The organism is Aliivibrio fischeri (genome assembly GCF_009727955.1).
Classification (GTDB): domain Bacteria; phylum Pseudomonadota; class Gammaproteobacteria; order Enterobacterales; family Vibrionaceae; genus Aliivibrio; species Aliivibrio fischeri_A.
Genome location: NZ_WOBR01000004.1, coordinates 171,385 through 187,415, shown reverse-complemented (window position 1 = coordinate 187,415; position 16,031 = coordinate 171,385). Strand labels below are relative to the sequence as shown.

14 protein-coding genes and 1 pseudogene are annotated in these 16,031 nt (G+C 38.5%); 10 read left to right on the top strand and 5 right to left on the bottom strand.

Features of this window, described 5'->3' with window-relative positions; all coding sequences use genetic code 11:
• Positions 1–102: 102 nt before the first annotated feature.
• Together GNP81_RS04350 and GNP81_RS04345 are read left to right on the top strand one after the other, a co-directional pair.
• Complete coding sequence (locus tag GNP81_RS04350) at positions 103–1,125, top strand: Mal regulon transcriptional regulator MalI (protein ID WP_017020108.1); 1,023 nt, start codon at positions 103–105, stop codon at positions 1,123–1,125.
• Between the two features lie 120 nt (positions 1,126–1,245).
• Positions 1,246–1,404, top strand: a complete 159-nt coding sequence (locus GNP81_RS04345) for a YqaE/Pmp3 family membrane protein (RefSeq protein WP_155671536.1) — start codon at positions 1,246–1,248, stop codon at positions 1,402–1,404.
• 63 nt (positions 1,405–1,467) lie between these two features.
• On the opposite strand, the gene metE is transcribed toward GNP81_RS04345, so the two are convergent.
• Complete coding sequence (metE, locus tag GNP81_RS04340) at positions 1,468–3,792, bottom strand: 5-methyltetrahydropteroyltriglutamate--homocysteine S-methyltransferase (protein ID WP_155673617.1); 2,325 nt, start codon at positions 3,790–3,792, stop codon at positions 1,468–1,470.
• A gap of 220 nt (positions 3,793–4,012) precedes the next feature.
• On the opposite strand from metE, the gene GNP81_RS04335 reads away from it, so the two are divergent.
• Entirely contained in the window at positions 4,013–4,924 is a 912-nt protein-coding gene (locus GNP81_RS04335) for a LysR substrate-binding domain-containing protein (RefSeq protein WP_155671532.1), read from the top strand.
• On the opposite strand, the gene GNP81_RS04330 is transcribed toward GNP81_RS04335, so the two are convergent.
• Positions 4,911–5,105 carry a DUF4250 domain-containing protein gene (locus tag GNP81_RS04330; protein WP_005420090.1) on the bottom strand — a complete coding sequence of 65 codons (195 nt, stop codon included), beginning with the start codon at positions 5,103–5,105 and terminating at the stop codon, positions 4,911–4,913. The genes GNP81_RS04335 and GNP81_RS04330 overlap by 14 nt on opposite strands.
• Positions 5,106–5,172: 67 nt before the next feature.
• Entirely contained in the window at positions 5,173–5,880 is a 708-nt protein-coding gene (locus GNP81_RS04325; protein WP_065624127.1) for a hypothetical protein, read from the bottom strand.
• 168 nt (positions 5,881–6,048) lie between these two features.
• Here GNP81_RS04325 and dcuC point away from each other — a divergent pair.
• Both dcuC and GNP81_RS04315 read left to right on the top strand, forming a co-directional pair.
• Positions 6,049–7,248: pseudogene (gene dcuC, locus GNP81_RS04320) on the top strand (anaerobic C4-dicarboxylate transporter DcuC); the annotation flags it as partial.
• A gap of 367 nt (positions 7,249–7,615) precedes the next feature.
• Positions 7,616–9,946 carry a YgiQ family radical SAM protein gene (locus GNP81_RS04315; protein ID WP_155673616.1) on the top strand — a complete coding sequence of 777 codons (2,331 nt, stop codon included), beginning with the start codon at positions 7,616–7,618 and terminating at the stop codon, positions 9,944–9,946.
• 133 nt (positions 9,947–10,079) lie between these two features.
• Here the strand turns inward: GNP81_RS04315 and tyrS are convergent, their stop codons facing one another.
• A complete protein-coding gene (gene tyrS, locus GNP81_RS04310) occupies positions 10,080–11,360 on the bottom strand; it encodes a tyrosine--tRNA ligase (protein ID WP_072054891.1) in 1,281 nt (426 codons plus the stop codon).
• 288 nt (positions 11,361–11,648) lie between these two features.
• Here tyrS and GNP81_RS04305 point away from each other — a divergent pair, with 288 nt between their 5' ends.
• The gene (locus tag GNP81_RS04305) at positions 11,649–12,419 is read left to right on the top strand and encodes a phosphoribosylglycinamide formyltransferase (RefSeq protein WP_155671526.1); all 771 of its coding nucleotides are present in this window, start codon (positions 11,649–11,651) and stop codon (positions 12,417–12,419) included.
• A gap of 68 nt (positions 12,420–12,487) precedes the next feature.
• On the opposite strand, the gene cydH is transcribed toward GNP81_RS04305, so the two are convergent.
• A complete protein-coding gene (cydH, locus tag GNP81_RS04300) occupies positions 12,488–12,577 on the bottom strand; it encodes a cytochrome bd-I oxidase subunit CydH (RefSeq protein WP_005420101.1) in 90 nt (29 codons plus the stop codon).
• A gap of 196 nt (positions 12,578–12,773) precedes the next feature.
• On the opposite strand from cydH, the gene GNP81_RS04295 reads away from it, so the two are divergent.
• The 4 genes from GNP81_RS04295 to GNP81_RS04280 all read left to right on the top strand — a co-directional run bounded on the left by GNP81_RS04295 (position 12,774) and on the right by GNP81_RS04280 (position 15,994).
• Positions 12,774–13,355 carry an outer membrane beta-barrel protein gene (locus GNP81_RS04295; RefSeq protein WP_155671525.1) on the top strand — a complete coding sequence of 194 codons (582 nt, stop codon included), beginning with the start codon at positions 12,774–12,776 and terminating at the stop codon, positions 13,353–13,355.
• 371 nt (positions 13,356–13,726) lie between these two features.
• Entirely contained in the window at positions 13,727–15,193 is a 1,467-nt protein-coding gene (locus tag GNP81_RS04290) for a sodium-dependent transporter (RefSeq protein ID WP_155673615.1), read from the top strand.
• Between the two features lies 1 nt (position 15,194).
• On the top strand, positions 15,195–15,290 hold the full coding sequence (locus GNP81_RS04285) for a MetS family NSS transporter small subunit (RefSeq protein ID WP_005420104.1): 96 nt from the start codon (positions 15,195–15,197) through the stop codon (positions 15,288–15,290).
• Positions 15,291–15,364: 74 nt separating this feature from the next.
• Positions 15,365–15,994 carry a glutathione S-transferase gene (locus tag GNP81_RS04280; protein ID WP_155673614.1) on the top strand — a complete coding sequence of 210 codons (630 nt, stop codon included), beginning with the start codon at positions 15,365–15,367 and terminating at the stop codon, positions 15,992–15,994.
• The last annotated feature ends 37 nt before the right edge of the window (positions 15,995–16,031 follow it).

Genomic DNA, 16,031 nt, shown 5'->3' with positions numbered 1-16,031 from the left:
CGATATAATTTTTCAATTTATATATAAATGCTATAGAATGGGGAATCTAAAGAAGGTTTTGTTAGGTGAAACGTTTTATCAAAGACAACTAAAAGAAGAATCATGATAAATAAAAAAGCAAATATAAAGGATGTCGCTGAACGTGCAGGGGTTTCTGTAACCACTGTTTCGATGGTACTAAGCGAAAAAGGACGTATATCTTCTGATACGATTGATAAAGTGAATCAAGCCGTACAAGATTTGGGTTATATAAAAAACCGCACAGCCTCTAACCTACGATCACAAAAGTCGACTTTAATCGGCTTAATCTTACGCGACATCAGTGATCCTTATTATGCGGAAGTTGCCGCAGGAATAAGTGAAGTCTTAGAAGAAAAAGGCTATATGCTTTTTCTTGCTCAATCAGGCACAAGCCAAGAAAAATTTGACCAATGTTTAGCAACCATGATTGCTCAAGATATTGGTGGCATCATCTTCTGCCCTATTCGTGATTCAGGGATCCCAAACCTTGATAAAGTTAAAAACGTAGGCCTTCCTATTGTTTGTGTGGCTCGAGCTAAAATAAATCAACAGATCGATTTCGTTGGTCCTGACAACATGCAAGCGGCTAAAATTGCTACTGAATACCTTATTAAACAAGGTCATCGACAAATTGCTTATGTTGGTGGACAAAGTGATTCTTTAAGCCGTGCCGAGCGTTTAGGTGGCTATTGCAGCACCCTAATGCAGTTTGGTTTACCTTTTAAACCAGAATGGGTTGTTGAATGCGATAAAAGCCAAACCGCATCAGCAGAAGCCGTTAATCAATTAATGAATAAGAACCCTAAAATTACCGCTATACTTTGTCATTATTCATCAACAGCTTTTGGTGCAGTATATGGCGTTAACCGAGCGAATCGCAGTGTAGGTAAAGATAACTACATTGGACAACAAGTTGCGATTATTGGATTTGATGATGTGCCTGAAGCTGAACTAATTCAACCATCACTTACCTTTGTATCTTCTCCAATTCGAGATATTGGACGCCAAGCAGGTCATCGTTTAATTAATCAAATCAATGATAAAGACAGCGTGCCTCAAAGCTTAATTTTAAGCCCTGAGTTAATTGCTCGTAATTCTGCATAACTAAAAAGGCATAACTTGGGTTATTAATGGGAATAGTATTAATAACCAAACAAATATATTGATATTAATGTAATAACAAACTAACGTGAAATCTCAACTTCATTTTATTAAGGATAATATATGAACAAACTGGTTTTAATTATTTTATGTGTATTACTGCCACCACTAGGTGTTTTCTTTGCCAAAGATGTAGGAAAAGATCTTCTTATTAATATCATATTGACGCTTTTATTCTGGATTCCTGGAATGATCCACGCACTGTGGGTCACAACTCGATAACACAAAATAAAAAGCGAAGCCTATGATTGGCTTCGCTCTTACTTAAAAATGTATTATTGCAAATTAAGCCGCGTTTGATTGCCATTTCTTACGCAATATTTTTGCCGCATTCACCATGTTTTCAAGCGCCGCTTCTGTCTCTTTCCAATTTCGGGTTTTCAGACCGCAATCAGGATTAACCCACAAACGCTCTACTGGTATTTTTGCTGCCGCGGTTTCAATGAGGTCAACAATCCATTCTTGGCTTGGAATATTGGGCGAATGAATATCATATACACCCGGTCCAATTTCATTTGGATAATTAAAATCTTCAAACGCTTTCAGTAACTCCATATTTGAACGAGAGGTTTCAATCGTAATCACATCCGCATCTAACGCCGCTACTGATTCAATGATTTCATTAAACTCGCTATAACACATGTGAGTATGGATTTGTGTTTCTGATTTAGCACTGGCCGCTGAAATCTTAAACGCTTCTACTGCCCAATCTAAATACGCTTTTTGATCGCTTTTCTTAATTGGCAATCCTTCACGAATCGCAGGTTCATCAATTTGAATAATATTAATGCCCGCTTGCTGAAGATCAGAAACCTCATCTCGTAATACCAAAGCTAACTGCTGTGCAATCTCTTTACGAGTAATGTCTTCACGAGGGAACGTCCAACCAAGAATGGTTACCGGGCCAGTTAACATTCCTTTCATTTGTTTGGTCGTTAACGACTGAGCGTATTGCGTCCAACTCACAGTAATAGGAGCTTCACGCTCAATATCAGCCACCACGATTGCTGGTTTTACACAACGAGAGCCATAACTTTGCACCCAGCCAAATCGTGTTGCTTGAAATCCATTTAGATTCTCAGCGAAATATTCAACCATGTCATTACGCTCAGCCTCTCCATGTACCAGCACATCCAGATCCAAACGCTCCTGACGTTCTACCGCATCAGCAATATGCCCCTTCATTGCGGTAACATAATCTTGTTCATTCAACTTACCCGTTCGATATGCACTGCGTTGCTGACGAATATCTGACGTTTGTGGAAAAGAGCCAATCGTAGTGGTTGGTAATAATGGTAAACCCAACTTTTCAGCTTGGTGTAACGCTCGAACAGAATACGCTTCTGCACGCTCCGCTAATGCTGGAGTGATAGCTGCTAGGCGTTGCTGTACCGCAGGCTTATTAATGTGATCAGCACTTTCGCGTTCACGCAGTGGTTGACTGTATTGATAACAGGCTAAAATTGCATTTTGGTTACCGTCTAACGCATCTGCTAACAGGGTCACTTCTCTTAATTTTTGCTTAGCAAACGCAAACCATTGCAACGTTTCTTTTGATAATTCCGTCTCTTGATCTAAATCGACAGGGCTATGCAATAATGAACATGAACTTGCTATCCATAACTTCTCACCCAACGCATCTTTTACTGGTTGCAGTTTTTCATGCAAGCGTTCTAAATCAGCACGCCATACATTACGACCATTAACGGCACCGACGGATAATACCCACTCTTTTGGCAATGCATTCACAATCGCATCTAATTGGTCAGGGGCCGCAGAAACATCAATATGTAAACCATTAACAGCGAGTTGGGTAATTTTATCTAAATGATGCTCAACGCCGTCAAAATACGTTGTTAATAGTAATTTCACATCACTTTGAATCACTTGATAAGCTAATTTAAAAGAATCAGCCCATGCTTTTGGCAACTCTAGTGCCAGGATTGGCTCATCAATTTGAACCCACTCAACACCTAACGCACTAAGCTTAGAGAAAATAGCTTGATAAGCAGTCAATAAACGAGGCAATAATGACAAGCGATCAAATCCTTGTTCAACCTCTTCATCATTCACTTCTTTCCCTAACCAAAGGTAACTAAGTGGGCCTAATAAAACAGGCTTAACGTTATGCCCTTGCTTTTGTGCCTCTGCAATCTCATCAAAAAGTTGTGACCAACTCACATTGAATTTATCGTTTTTAGAAAACTCAGGCACGATGTAGTGATAATTGGTATTAAACCACTTGGTCATATCCGATGCGGCTTCACCACAACCACAGCTGTTTTGAGATTGACCACGACCTACTTTAAATAACGTATCTAAATCTGGGAAACCGTTATTGTGACGAGCTGGCACATGCCCTAAAAGTAAACTTGTGGTTAATACATGATCGTACCAAGCAAAATCACCTGCAGTCACAAAATCCAGTCCTGAAGCGGATTGATCTTTCCAGTGACGTTGGCGTAATTCACGGCCTACGGCCAAAAGTTCTTTCTGTTCTATCTCACCACGCCAATATTTTTCCTGAGCAAACTTTAATTCTCGCTGAGCACCAACTCGTGGATAACCTAAAATATGAGTTACGGTTTTTGTCTTCAATTCTGTTGTCATTTGTCTAATTCCTTTAGCCGTTTGGATGGCTAAACAATGACGTTTTTTTTCTAACTGTACAATTTCTAATCTTTCACTTTGATTATGAATTATATTCAACTAAACAAATCTCTATTTAAATCGATTAATTTTATTTAGCCGTCTAGATGTTTACTTTGTTGTCTTTTCACTTTACTGTGAAGATAATTGAACTTACTCAAACGGAACTTGAGGAGCAGTAATGATTGAATTAAAACATCTAAAAACCTTAACCACATTGCGTGATACGGGATCGTTAACCGCAACAGCAAACTCCCTTCATCTCACTCAATCAGCTTTATCACATCAGCTTAAAGATTTTGAAACTCGTTTAGGCAGCAGCGTATTTTTACGAAAAACACGCCCAGTAAAGTTCACCTCTGAAGGCGAAATCCTATTAAAACTCGCCGATGATCTGTTACCTAAGTTAGCAAAAGCTGAATACGAAATTGCCAGTTTGAAAGAAGATCTACATGGACGATTACATATGGCGATTGAATGTCACTCCTGCTTTCAATGGCTAATGCCAGCAATTAAAGAGTATCAAATCAGTTGGCCAGAGGTAGAATTAGATTTCTCATCGGGTTTTGGCTTTGAACCACTACCTGCATTAGTTAATGGTGATTTAGACTTAGTTATCACCTCAGATATTCAGCCACGTAGTGAAGTGCATTATGAACCATTATTTGATTTTGAGATGCGTTTAGTCATGGCAACCAATCACCCACTCGCTAATAAAGACAGTATTGAACCAAAAGATTTATTAGATCAAACCATGTTAACTTATCCAGTGCAAAAGCAACGATTAGATGTTGTGAAACATTTTTTATCACCTAATCATGTAGAGCCTGCAAAATGGAAACAAGCAGAAAACACACTCATGCTAGTTCAAATGGTATCAGCAGGTTTAGGTGTTGCCGCACTACCAAATTGGGCTATCAGCGAATTTTCACGACAAGGGTTAATTGAGAGTAAACCATTAGGGAAAGGGTTGTGGCGAAGATTGTTCGCTGCCGTTAGAGACAGCGAACACGATAAAAAATATTTACAAGCATTTTTCTCTACTGCGAAACAGCAGAGCCAGAGTCATTTAGTTGGGATTAAAATGACTTAAATTGATTTGTTAATGGGTCATATTGATAACCCAAACTACTGAGCTTGTCTTGAACTCCTTGTGTATCAAGCTCATACATGCTGGATAACTCTTCTAGACTGTGGCATTCCAAGCGCAATTTTTCATTTATGATGCCGAGTAGAATTCCACTTTCTAGGCCATGTGCATTGCTTAAATCCAATCTATACCCTCCATGTTGCTTAAGAGACAAACTTAGAGTAGACCAATTTTCGAACAGAATGTTTGCTCTATCTCACAAAAAACAACTGAAATTGATAATAACCAGAAATAGCCATAATCACATTTGCCAGCAGTAGAAACTGCCACTTAATCGCTTGCTGTTTAAATAGGTGATAAGTCCAAAAGCCAATACTTAATAGCATTAACCCTAAAGCAATCGCTAACTTCACAGCCATACGATCTAGAAAGATCTCATGAACACTTAATGTTTGGCAAAGTAGAATCACAGCCATAATGATACCGCCAACGATACCACTAATTGGTAAAATTTTATGGAATGCTTGTAGGCGAGTACGAGCAAGAGTTAACAGAAGATGAGCAAATAGAGCACCAAAAATAAATGGACCAACTAACGCATAAAATAATTGCGTAAATGAACCTGACCCAAGCGCTAAATTAACAAAACTTGCAGCAGCAAAACCATTGGCTAATGCCAACACGATTAATGGGCCTTTATCTCGTGTTTTTCCTGTTTTTACGCTTAAATAAAAACCAGTAATTGCAATTGCAGGAATAAAATTCATTGCAAATATCGGCGCATAAGTCATGCCAAAACCAGCAATCGCACACCAACCTAAAATGAGTGCAGGTAACCACTTATGTACGCGACCACGTTGACCAGGACAAATATCCCCTTTATGCAAAATGATGGTCAAAATGATTTGAGCACCAAGCAAAGCAGGAATAAGGATATATTGCATAGTTTGAAATAACATAATGAAGTTCTATTTACGGAATTTGAATCAGGCTAGTATAAACGCTATTTTCCCTTCGTCTAGTCACGGTCAAAAAACAACCTATTCTTATTAAGATCTCAAAAACACCTTGGTTAATTTCAAGTTCTTATCCTTTTGTTACAATAAAAATAACAATTATTCATCGCACTATTAACAGATGCGCTTGAGTATGTGAAATACATGCTTCAATACCGTGGCGGCGGCTTAGGTATGCAAATCATGCTACTTTGTGGTTTTGCCTCTTACATGACTCACATCGGTGCAAATAATGTGGTTGTTAAGCAATTTTCGAAACCATTGGCATTCATTAAATCACCTTACATTCTATTAGTTGCTGCATACATCGTAGCGTGTCTAATGTCTCTTGCTGTAAGTTCTGCAACAGGCCTTGGTGTTCTATTAATGGCAACCCTATTCCCTATGATGACGGCAATGGGTATCTCACGCCCTGCAGCGGTTGCAGTGTGTGCATCACCAGCAGCAATCATCCTTTCACCTACATCAGGTGATGTCATTGTTGCTGCAGAAAAATCAGGTTTACCTCTTCATGTTTTCGCAGTTGAAACCGTACTTCCTGTATCAATTTGTGCAATCATCGTGATGGCAGCAGCCGCTTTCTTCTGGAATAAGTATCTTGATAAGAAAGAAAACACACCAATGGAGAAAGTAGATATTTCTGCAATGGAAGTAAACGCACCATCTTACTACGCGATTCTTCCTTTCCTACCAATCGTAGGTGTTTTCCTGTTTAACGGCGAGACAATCCCAGGTCTATCTTTAGATATTTACACTATCGTTGTTGGTTCTATCTTTATTGGCGCGTTAGTTAACTTTACGACCAATAAATTGAACGGTAAAAAAACATTAGAAGATTTAGAATCTTGTTATGAAGGTATGGCTGATGCATTTAAAGGCGTAGTTATGCTATTAGTTGCTGCTGGTGTATTTGCTCAAGGCCTAATGTCTGTTGGCGCAATTGATAACCTACTTCACTTAGCTGATAAAGCAGGCGCGGGTGGTATGGCTCTAATGCTTCTACTAACCGGTTTAACCGTTGCTGCTGCTATCGCAACAGGTTCTGGTAATGCCCCTTTCTACGCATTCGTAGAGCTTGCTCCTCAGCTTGCTGGTAAAATGGGTCTTAGCCCTGCATTCCTTATCATTCCAATGCTTCAAGCATCTAACCTTGGTCGTACTATTTCACCAGTATCTGGCGTTATCGTTGCGACATCTGGTATGGCAAAAATCAGCCCATTTGAAGTGGTAAAACGTACATCTGTTCCAGTTATCTGTGGTTTAATCACAGTTATTATCGGTACTATGGTTCTTGTTCCAATGTACGCATAATGCTTTAAATCGATAACTTATTGAAACGCCAGTAATTCACGTTACTGGCGTTTTTTATCTTTGATGATAAATAACCTGGTAGGCATTTTCCTTACAAACAATTTACCTAATGCTCACGCAAATCTTATAAATTAACGATACATTTAGCTTATCAATATTAGCAACCAAACGGACACGTACTAATGATTAAAGATACGGCTATCATTTTCGCACTTTCCTTTTTAGCCATTTCTATCACCTATTTATGTCGTTTATACATGTAGTTCAACGACCACGAGAACTCCCTTACTTATAATGAGGGCTTTCTTTTCTGGTTAATCCCACCTCAAATCGGTATAATTCGGCCTCCAAATTCTGAGGTGAACTAATGCACAACGTAACTCCAATTAATCAATACCCGAAATTCTGGGCAGAATGCTATGGAACGGCTCCGTTTCTACCTACCTCTCGTAAAGAGATGGAACAACTAGGATGGGATAGCTGTGACATCATTATTGTTACCGGAGATGCGTATGTTGACCATCCAAGCTTTGGTATGGCGATTATTGGACGCTTACTTGAGTCTCAAGGTTTCCGTGTTGGTATTATTGCTCAGCCTAAATGGGACAATAAAGATGCTTTCATGAAGCTAGGAAAACCAAATTTATTTTTTGGTATTACTGCTGGCAACATGGACTCAATGATCAACCGCTATACATCTGATAAAAAACTTCGCCACGATGACGCCTATACACCAAATAACGAAGGCGGAAAACGTCCTGATCGTGCTGTGCTAGTGTATTCGCAGCGTTGTCGTGAAGCTTTTAAAGATACCCCTATCGTTTTAGGTGGTATTGAAGCAAGCTTACGTCGTTTAGCACACTATGATTACTGGTCTGATAAAGTTCGTCGCTCTGTATTATTTGATGCAAAGGGCGATATTCTTCTTTTTGGTAATGCAGAGCGTGCATTAGTGGAAGTTGCTCATCGTCTTGCTAATGGCGAAGATGTAAAGACAATGACAAACATTCGTGGTACCGCAGTGAATTTACCTGCTGAACCTGAAGGTTTTAAAATCATAGATTCATCGCGCATTGAAAAACCAAGCCAAGCGGTCTTTGTTCCCCAAAATCCTTACGAAACTGAAGAACAATGCGAGAGCAATAAAGCGGACGCTAAAGAAGACAAACCGCAAGTTATTACCGTTCGTCCGTCACGACATGATGCAAAAACGACAGCCGTTCGACTTCCTCCATTTGAGAAGTTAAATAATGACCGCATTCTTTATGCTCATGCTAGTCGTGTTATGCATTTAGAAACTAACCCATACTCTGGTCGTGCGCTTATCCAACGCCACGGTGACCGTGAATTATGGGTAAACCAAGCACCTATTCCACTCACAACAGAAGAGATGGATTTTGTGTTTGATTTGCCTTTTGCTCGTGTTCCTCATCCAATGTACGGCAAAGCAAAAATCCCTGCATATGACATGATTAAAACATCGGTCAATATTATGCGTGGCTGTTTTGGTGGTTGTTCCTTCTGTAGTATTACAGAACACGAAGGACGTATCATTCAAAACCGTTCAAAAGAATCTATTCTGAACGAGTTAGAAGAAATTCGCGACAAAGTACCTGGATTTACGGGCACGATTTCAGATCTTGGTGGTCCAACAGCCAACATGTATCGTTTAGGCTGTTCGGTACCTAAAGCAGAAGCAACGTGTCGTCGTCCATCATGCGTGTTCCCTAAGATCTGTGAAAAGCTGAATACTGATCATAAGCATACAATTGATTTATATCGTGAAGCACGAAAAGTAAAAGGCGTGAAAAAAGTCTTAATCGCATCAGGTGTACGTTATGATTTAGCGATTGAGTCTCCTGAATACGTGCGCGAATTAGTGACACATCACGTTGGTGGTTATTTAAAAATTGCACCAGAGCACACCGAAAAAGGCCCATTAGATTTAATGATGAAGCCGGGCATGGGAACGTACGATCGTTTTAAAACCATGTTTGAAAAATACAGCCAAGAAGCAGGCAAGAAACAATATTTAATTCCTTACTTCATCTCAGCTCACCCGGGAACAGAAGATGAGGATATGCTTAACCTTGCTCTTTGGCTTAAGAAGAATAATTTTGAATGTGACCAAGTTCAGAACTTCTATCCATCGCCTATGTGTAATGCAACATCCATGTATTATTCAGAAACGAACCCATTAAAACGCGTAAAATACAAAAAGCGTGAAGATGTACCAGTAGCCAAAGGTGAACGTCAACGCCGATTACATAAAGCGTTATTACGTTATCATGATCCTAAAAACTGGAAATTGATCCGTGAAGCGCTTATCAATATGGGTAAAAAACACTTAATTGGTGATAAGCCTAACTGTCTTGTTCCTGAAGAAGATTTAGATGCGCAAACACCGGCAGAACGTCGTCAAACTGGACGTCATGGTGCCAAACGCTTTGCGACTAAACATACGAAAGGCCAATTTGATGGTGATCCGCGTACGAGCAATAATAACAATCGTAACGGAAATAGTAATCGCAATGGGAACGCACATTCAGAAAAGCCGACATCAAGCGGCAAGAAAAATGGGGTTCGCAACGGTTACTCTAATGGAAAGCCTAACAATAATGGCAAACCAAGCGGCAATAAACCATCAGCAAATAAGCCTTCAGGCTCAGGCCCTAAACGTAAACCAAAACATCGTTAACGGCTAAAATAGAAAAAGTAGCAAACATAAAAAAAGCGAACCCAATAATGAGGTTCGCTTTTTATTATCTAGTATATTAATCATATTATGATGGACTAGAGTATCATTTCCCTACTCCACCACGATGGGATGATTATTTCCAGATGTATAGGTTAAATAGCTTCTTACCGCGTTTGATTACGCTGTATTTACCAAACAGTGCATCTTCTTTCTTAAGTACCGCTTCAGTATCAGCAACTTTCTCGCCGTTTACCGATACTGCACCGTTACCGATGAATTCACGCGCCATTTTGTTTGATTTAGCTAGTTCAGATTGAGTTAGAACTTCAACAATCGTTTGTTCAGAAGCGTCTAATTCTGTTGATGGAAGACCATCTAAAGCAAGTTGTGCTAAGTCAGTTTCTGTTAGTGAAGAAAGATCACCAGAGAAAAGCGCTTTAGTGATACGTTCAGCAGACGCTAAACCTTCTTCACCGTGAACTAGACGAGTGACTTCACGAGCTAGGATGCCTTGACCTTCAGGACGGCCTTGAACACTCTTATCGCTCTCTTCAATAGCTGCAATTTCTTCTACTGTTAAGAAAGTGAAGAAACGTAGGAAGTTATATACGTCAGCATCCGCAGTACCTAACCAGAATTGGTAGAAAGCGTATGGTGATGTTTTACTTGAGTCTAACCAAATTGTACCTGATTCAGTTTTACCGAATTTAGTACCATCTGATTTTGTTACTAAAGGAAGTGTTAAACCAAATACTTTATTGCGGTTCATACGACGAGTAAGATCGATACCACCAGTGATATTACCCCACTGATCTGAGCCACCAATTTGTAATGTACACTCTTTTGCTTTATTCAATGCAGCAAAGTCATATGATTGAAGTAGCATATAGCTGAATTCAGTAAACGAAATACCAGAACCTTCACGGTCGATACGTTGTTTTACTGATTCTTTTTGGATCATCGCATTTACACTGAAGTGTTTGCCCACATCACGCATAAATTCAATTACGTTAATTTGGCCGATCCAATCTAAGTTGTTTACTACTTCTGCACCATTTTTCTCTTCTGTAAAATCAACAAAAGCAGAAACCTGTGCTTTAATTTTGTTAACCCAATCGCCAACTACTTCATTTGTGTTAAGTTGACGCTCAGCAGCTTTAAAGCTTGGATCACCAATTAAGCCAGTTGCACCACCAACAAGAGCTAATGGTTTATGACCAGCTTGTTGGAAACGTTTAAGAACTAATAGTGGTACTAGGCTACCAATATGTAAGCTATCTGCTGTCGGATCGAAGCCACAATAGAGAGTACGACAGTCAGTTGAAAGGTGCTCAGCTAATTCTTCATCTGCTGTGCACTGTGCAATAAGCCCACGAGCTTTTAAGTCTTGCAATAATTCGTTTGTTGCTGTCATAGATAACCTACTTGTACTCTAAATTTAGGTATAAAAAAGAATACTCGATTTTACACATTTAGCGGCTAAATAACAGAGTTTGTGAGTAAAAAGAATTAACTAGCCTCGCAATAAGTAAATTATCAAATTATTGTCAGAAAAACGGCTTTTGTGACCGTTAGCGCAAAGTCGAACAACATTAATTTTCCAGCCTTGAAACTGCTATCTATGCCCATATTTCTTAAGTAGGTGTTGCTAAGATATAGTCCTCTTAGTTGCTATTTCTTTCTACTTCATAAAGGAAACAGAATGAAAAAGTTTGCCCGTGCTGCAGTCTTAATGGTTTTAGTCTTTGGACGACCTCAAGCACAAGCTGCCTCTTTACTTGAACATATAGAGCCAGATTACCAAGAATCCAACCAATCTGAGATCGACCACCATCATGTACTTCATAGCCTAAATGGTCTTCTATCCATTGATAGTTGGAACCATTTCTCGCATCAACCTTACAATGACTTTGATATTTTAAGCTCTAAAGCGCATCAAGCTCAGCATGAGTTAGAAAATATCTGTAAGCAAACCGCTCTTATTTCCAATAGCCAGACTCAATTTGCGGGAGTAAAAAACAACGAGCGAGCAAAAATTAAAATTGAGCAAGAATTAAATGGTCAGGTTAATCAACTGACAGATATAGCAAGAGCGACCGTTGTAGCTGACTCCATTCCTGATTTAGTTACCGCTTATGAAGCGCTAAATAGAGAAACAACTGTCGTTAGTGTTACTAACCGCTTTTCGCAACCAGCAAAATCAGGATACAGAGATATTAAGCTGCTAGTTGAATTACCTAAAACAAAATTAATTGCAGAAATACAACTTCACTTAAAAGACATCGCAGATGTTAAAAATGGTGTTGAACATAAAATTTATGAAGAAATTCAAAGTATGGAGCGTCTTGCTTTTATCGAAGATCGCGAGTTTACAGAATTTGAAGAAGCTCGATTCACTAAGTTAAGAGGTCTTTCTCAATCTTTATACACCAACGCATGGCAGTCTTACCTCCCTACACAAGCTTTTGCGTAGAATAAATACTAAAAAGAGCAATAGGCTTAACCTTATTGCTCTTCTTTTCATACTCTCTCATCACTTTCTTACGCCATTAATACCAGAGCCCCAAAAAAAGCTAATCCTGAAAAAACAGCAATGGTAGTAATAAGAGCAAATTTAAAATCGTGATCCATAACGACTCCTTGTTATTTCCATATACAGACAATTAATAAAAACGATTGCATTATCTGTTTACAAAAAATTAACAGTAATTTGAAGTATCTTCAAGGAATTGATCTTATTCAATCAGCAAGTTGGTATAAGCATCACAATGTCAGCATAATAGAATAAAATTTGTGGTTTTTATGAAAAGGAATTCTAGGAGAAAACATGAAGCGTTTATCACTATTAGGGCTGTTAATATTAGCTCCCTTACCCTCTCTCGCCCAAATCCATATTACTCCTTCAATTGGCTACGCTTCAGGTGGTGAGATTGAAGATGCAGAAGGAGAAATATACGATTTAAAAGGGAATACCGCTTATTCATTAGCTATTGAAACCGATTACGATGCAGGACGTATCGGTCTATTTTATAGTAATCAGAGCAATGACATTGAAGGTCTTAACCAAACCTCAAACATGCATTACCTTCACTTTCAAAGCGCCCTAGACTACCAATTAACTAAAAATATCACTTCATTTTTCGGTTTAAGTATTGGTGGTACTTATGCTGATGTTGATTGGATAGATGAAAACATTCGATTTTCAGCTGGTGCTTTTGGTGGTTTCCAATATCACTTTACTGATAATTTTGCATTACAACTAGAAGGGCGCTGGCTAGGCACATCTGTTGATAGCAACTTTGACAGCAGTTGTGTTTCTACACCAAATAAAAACTCTTGTGCGATTAAATATGAAGGAAGCTGGGTCAATCAATTACAAGCGAATCTAGGACTCAGATTCAGTTTTTAATCCCACTTTATTTATGAAAAGAAAGATTAGGCATTTTCAAAACAATGAAAATGCCTAAATTTACAACACTTAATCACTATTTTATAAATAACACAATTGATTATGTAACCTTTATTTAACAACAAATAGCCCCGCATAGCTACTCATCATCAATAACCATATCCAATAAAACCTCATAAATCAGAATAAAACACTATTTGAAACATATAAACCTACCTTTTTGTCATATTGCGTTAACATATATAAATAGGTAATCTGACTTTAATGCTTAGGGAATACATCCAATTTAAGCAAAATCAATTTCAACTTATTAGAGAATGATACCAATTAAGCTTCAATTCTCAGGGAAAAGTTTTTTAAAGGAGTAATTTATGAAGCGTGAACAATGGGGTTCTCGTGCAGGATTTATTCTTGCAGCAGTAGGATCTGCTATCGGTTTAGGTAATATCTGGCGCTTTCCATATATGGCATATGAAAATGGTGGCGGTGCTTTTTTCATTCCTTATTTATTTGCCATGATCACTGCTGGTATTCCATTTATGATCATGGAATTTGGTATGGGTCATAAATATAGAGGGTCAGCACCACGTACCTTTGCCAAGCTCAACCAAAAATATGAATGGTTAGGTTGGTTTCAAGTCATGATCGCAGCCGTTATCGCCGTTTATTATGTTGCTGTTATTGGCTGGGCAATCTCTTATTTCAGCATGTCTTTCTCACAAAGTTGGGGGCAAGATACTAATGCATACTTTTTCAGTGAATATCTACAGTTAGGCGACAACTCGCCAAGTAAGCTAGGTAGTATTCAGTGGCATATCGCTATTCCTATGCTTCTTGCTTGGGCCATTACTTTTGCTGCCATTTTCGGTGGTGTAAAAAGCGGTATTGAGCGAGCAAGTAAAATTATGATGCCTTTATTGTTTATCATGGTTATTGCTCTTATTGGCCGAATGGTTTTCTTACCAGGGGCATTGGATGGCCTAAACTATTTGTTCCAACCGGACTTTAGTAAAATTACCGATCCAAAAGTATGGTCAGCTGCTTATGGACAAATATTCTTTACCCTAAGTGTTGGTTTCGCCATCATGCTTGCATATTCAAGCTATCTTCCAGAAAAGTCTGATGTGAATAACAACGCCTTTATGACGGTATTAATTAACTGTGGCTTTTCTATCATTGCAGGTATTCTTATTTTCTCGGTTCTTGGTTACATGGCTCAAGAACAAGGAAAACCATTAACTGAGGTAGTTAGTGCGGGCGTTGGTTTGGCATTTGTTACTATTCCTGCTGCAATTAACTTATTACCAATACCTTATATTTTAGGTCCACTATTCTTCTTAGCTCTTGTTGTAGCAGGTTTAAGTTCTCACATCTCTATAATTGAAGCCGTCACCTCTGCATTTATCGATAAGCTGAATTGGTCTCGCAGAAAAGCAGCTTCTGTTGTTTGTGGCTCTGGTTTAATTATTTCAATGGCATTTGCAACAAATGGTGGTCTACTGCTGCTGGATCTTGTTGATTATTTCATTAACAACATCGCTCTGCTTGCAAGCTGCTTAATTGAACTACTTGTTATGGGTTGGTTAGTCAAACTTACAGATATTCGTTCACATGTAAACGCAGTATCAGAATTCACAGTTGGTAAATGGTTTGAAATTTGCCTGCGATTTGTAAGTCCTGCTTTCTTAGTCGTAATCCTAGGTACAAATATTATTAATACGCTAACTGATGGGTATGGCGGTTATGCACAATCAGATTTACTGTTACTTGGCTGGGGCTTAATTGCAGCAATGCTAGTTGTCGGTATTATTATTAATAAATCAAGTAAGGAGGCTTAATATGGAAACGGGTGCAATCATTATGATGATTATTGGTTTAGGAATCACTTGGGGTGGAGCAGCCTTCTGTATTCGTAAAGCAATGAACAGTAATTAGAAACTAGAAAATGCTAATCTTAAAGCAGATCTTCGGATCTGCTTTTTTATACCGCTCTGATAATGGATTAAATCATGACTACACTTTATTCTTTTCGTCGTTGCCCTTATGCCATGCGTGCTCGGCTTGGAATCGTTAAATCAGACAAATCGGTTCAACTTCGTGAAATTATATTAAAACATAAACCTGAATCTATGCTTCAAGCGTCACCTAAAGGCACCGTACCGGTTTTAATTATCAATAATGGTAAAGTTATCGATGAAAGCTTAGATATTATGACGTGGGCCTTAGAAGACTCTGAGCTATTGTTATCGACAACGAACGATATGCTCCTATTGATTCAAGAGAATGACGGTATTTTTAAAAGCTGGTTAGATAAATATAAGTACGCAGATCGCTATCCTGACTACCCTGAAATTTACTACCGAGAACAAGGTGAGCTGTTTTTAAATAAATTAGAACAAAGATTAGCGACTTCACCTATGCTCTTCTCAGCTCAATACAGTTTTGCTGATTTAGCTATTCTTCCGTTTATTCGTCAATTTGCCTTTGTTGATATTCATTGGTTTCGCCAGAGTAAATACAAAAATTTACAACGCTGGCTTTTTGAATTTACAGAGTCAGAACTGTTTAACTCAATTATGTTCAAATACCCAACATGGTTAGAATCACATCAAGAATTTACCTTCCCAGAAAAGAAATAAAAAAAAGGAGACCGATTGGCCTCCTTTTTTATTCTTT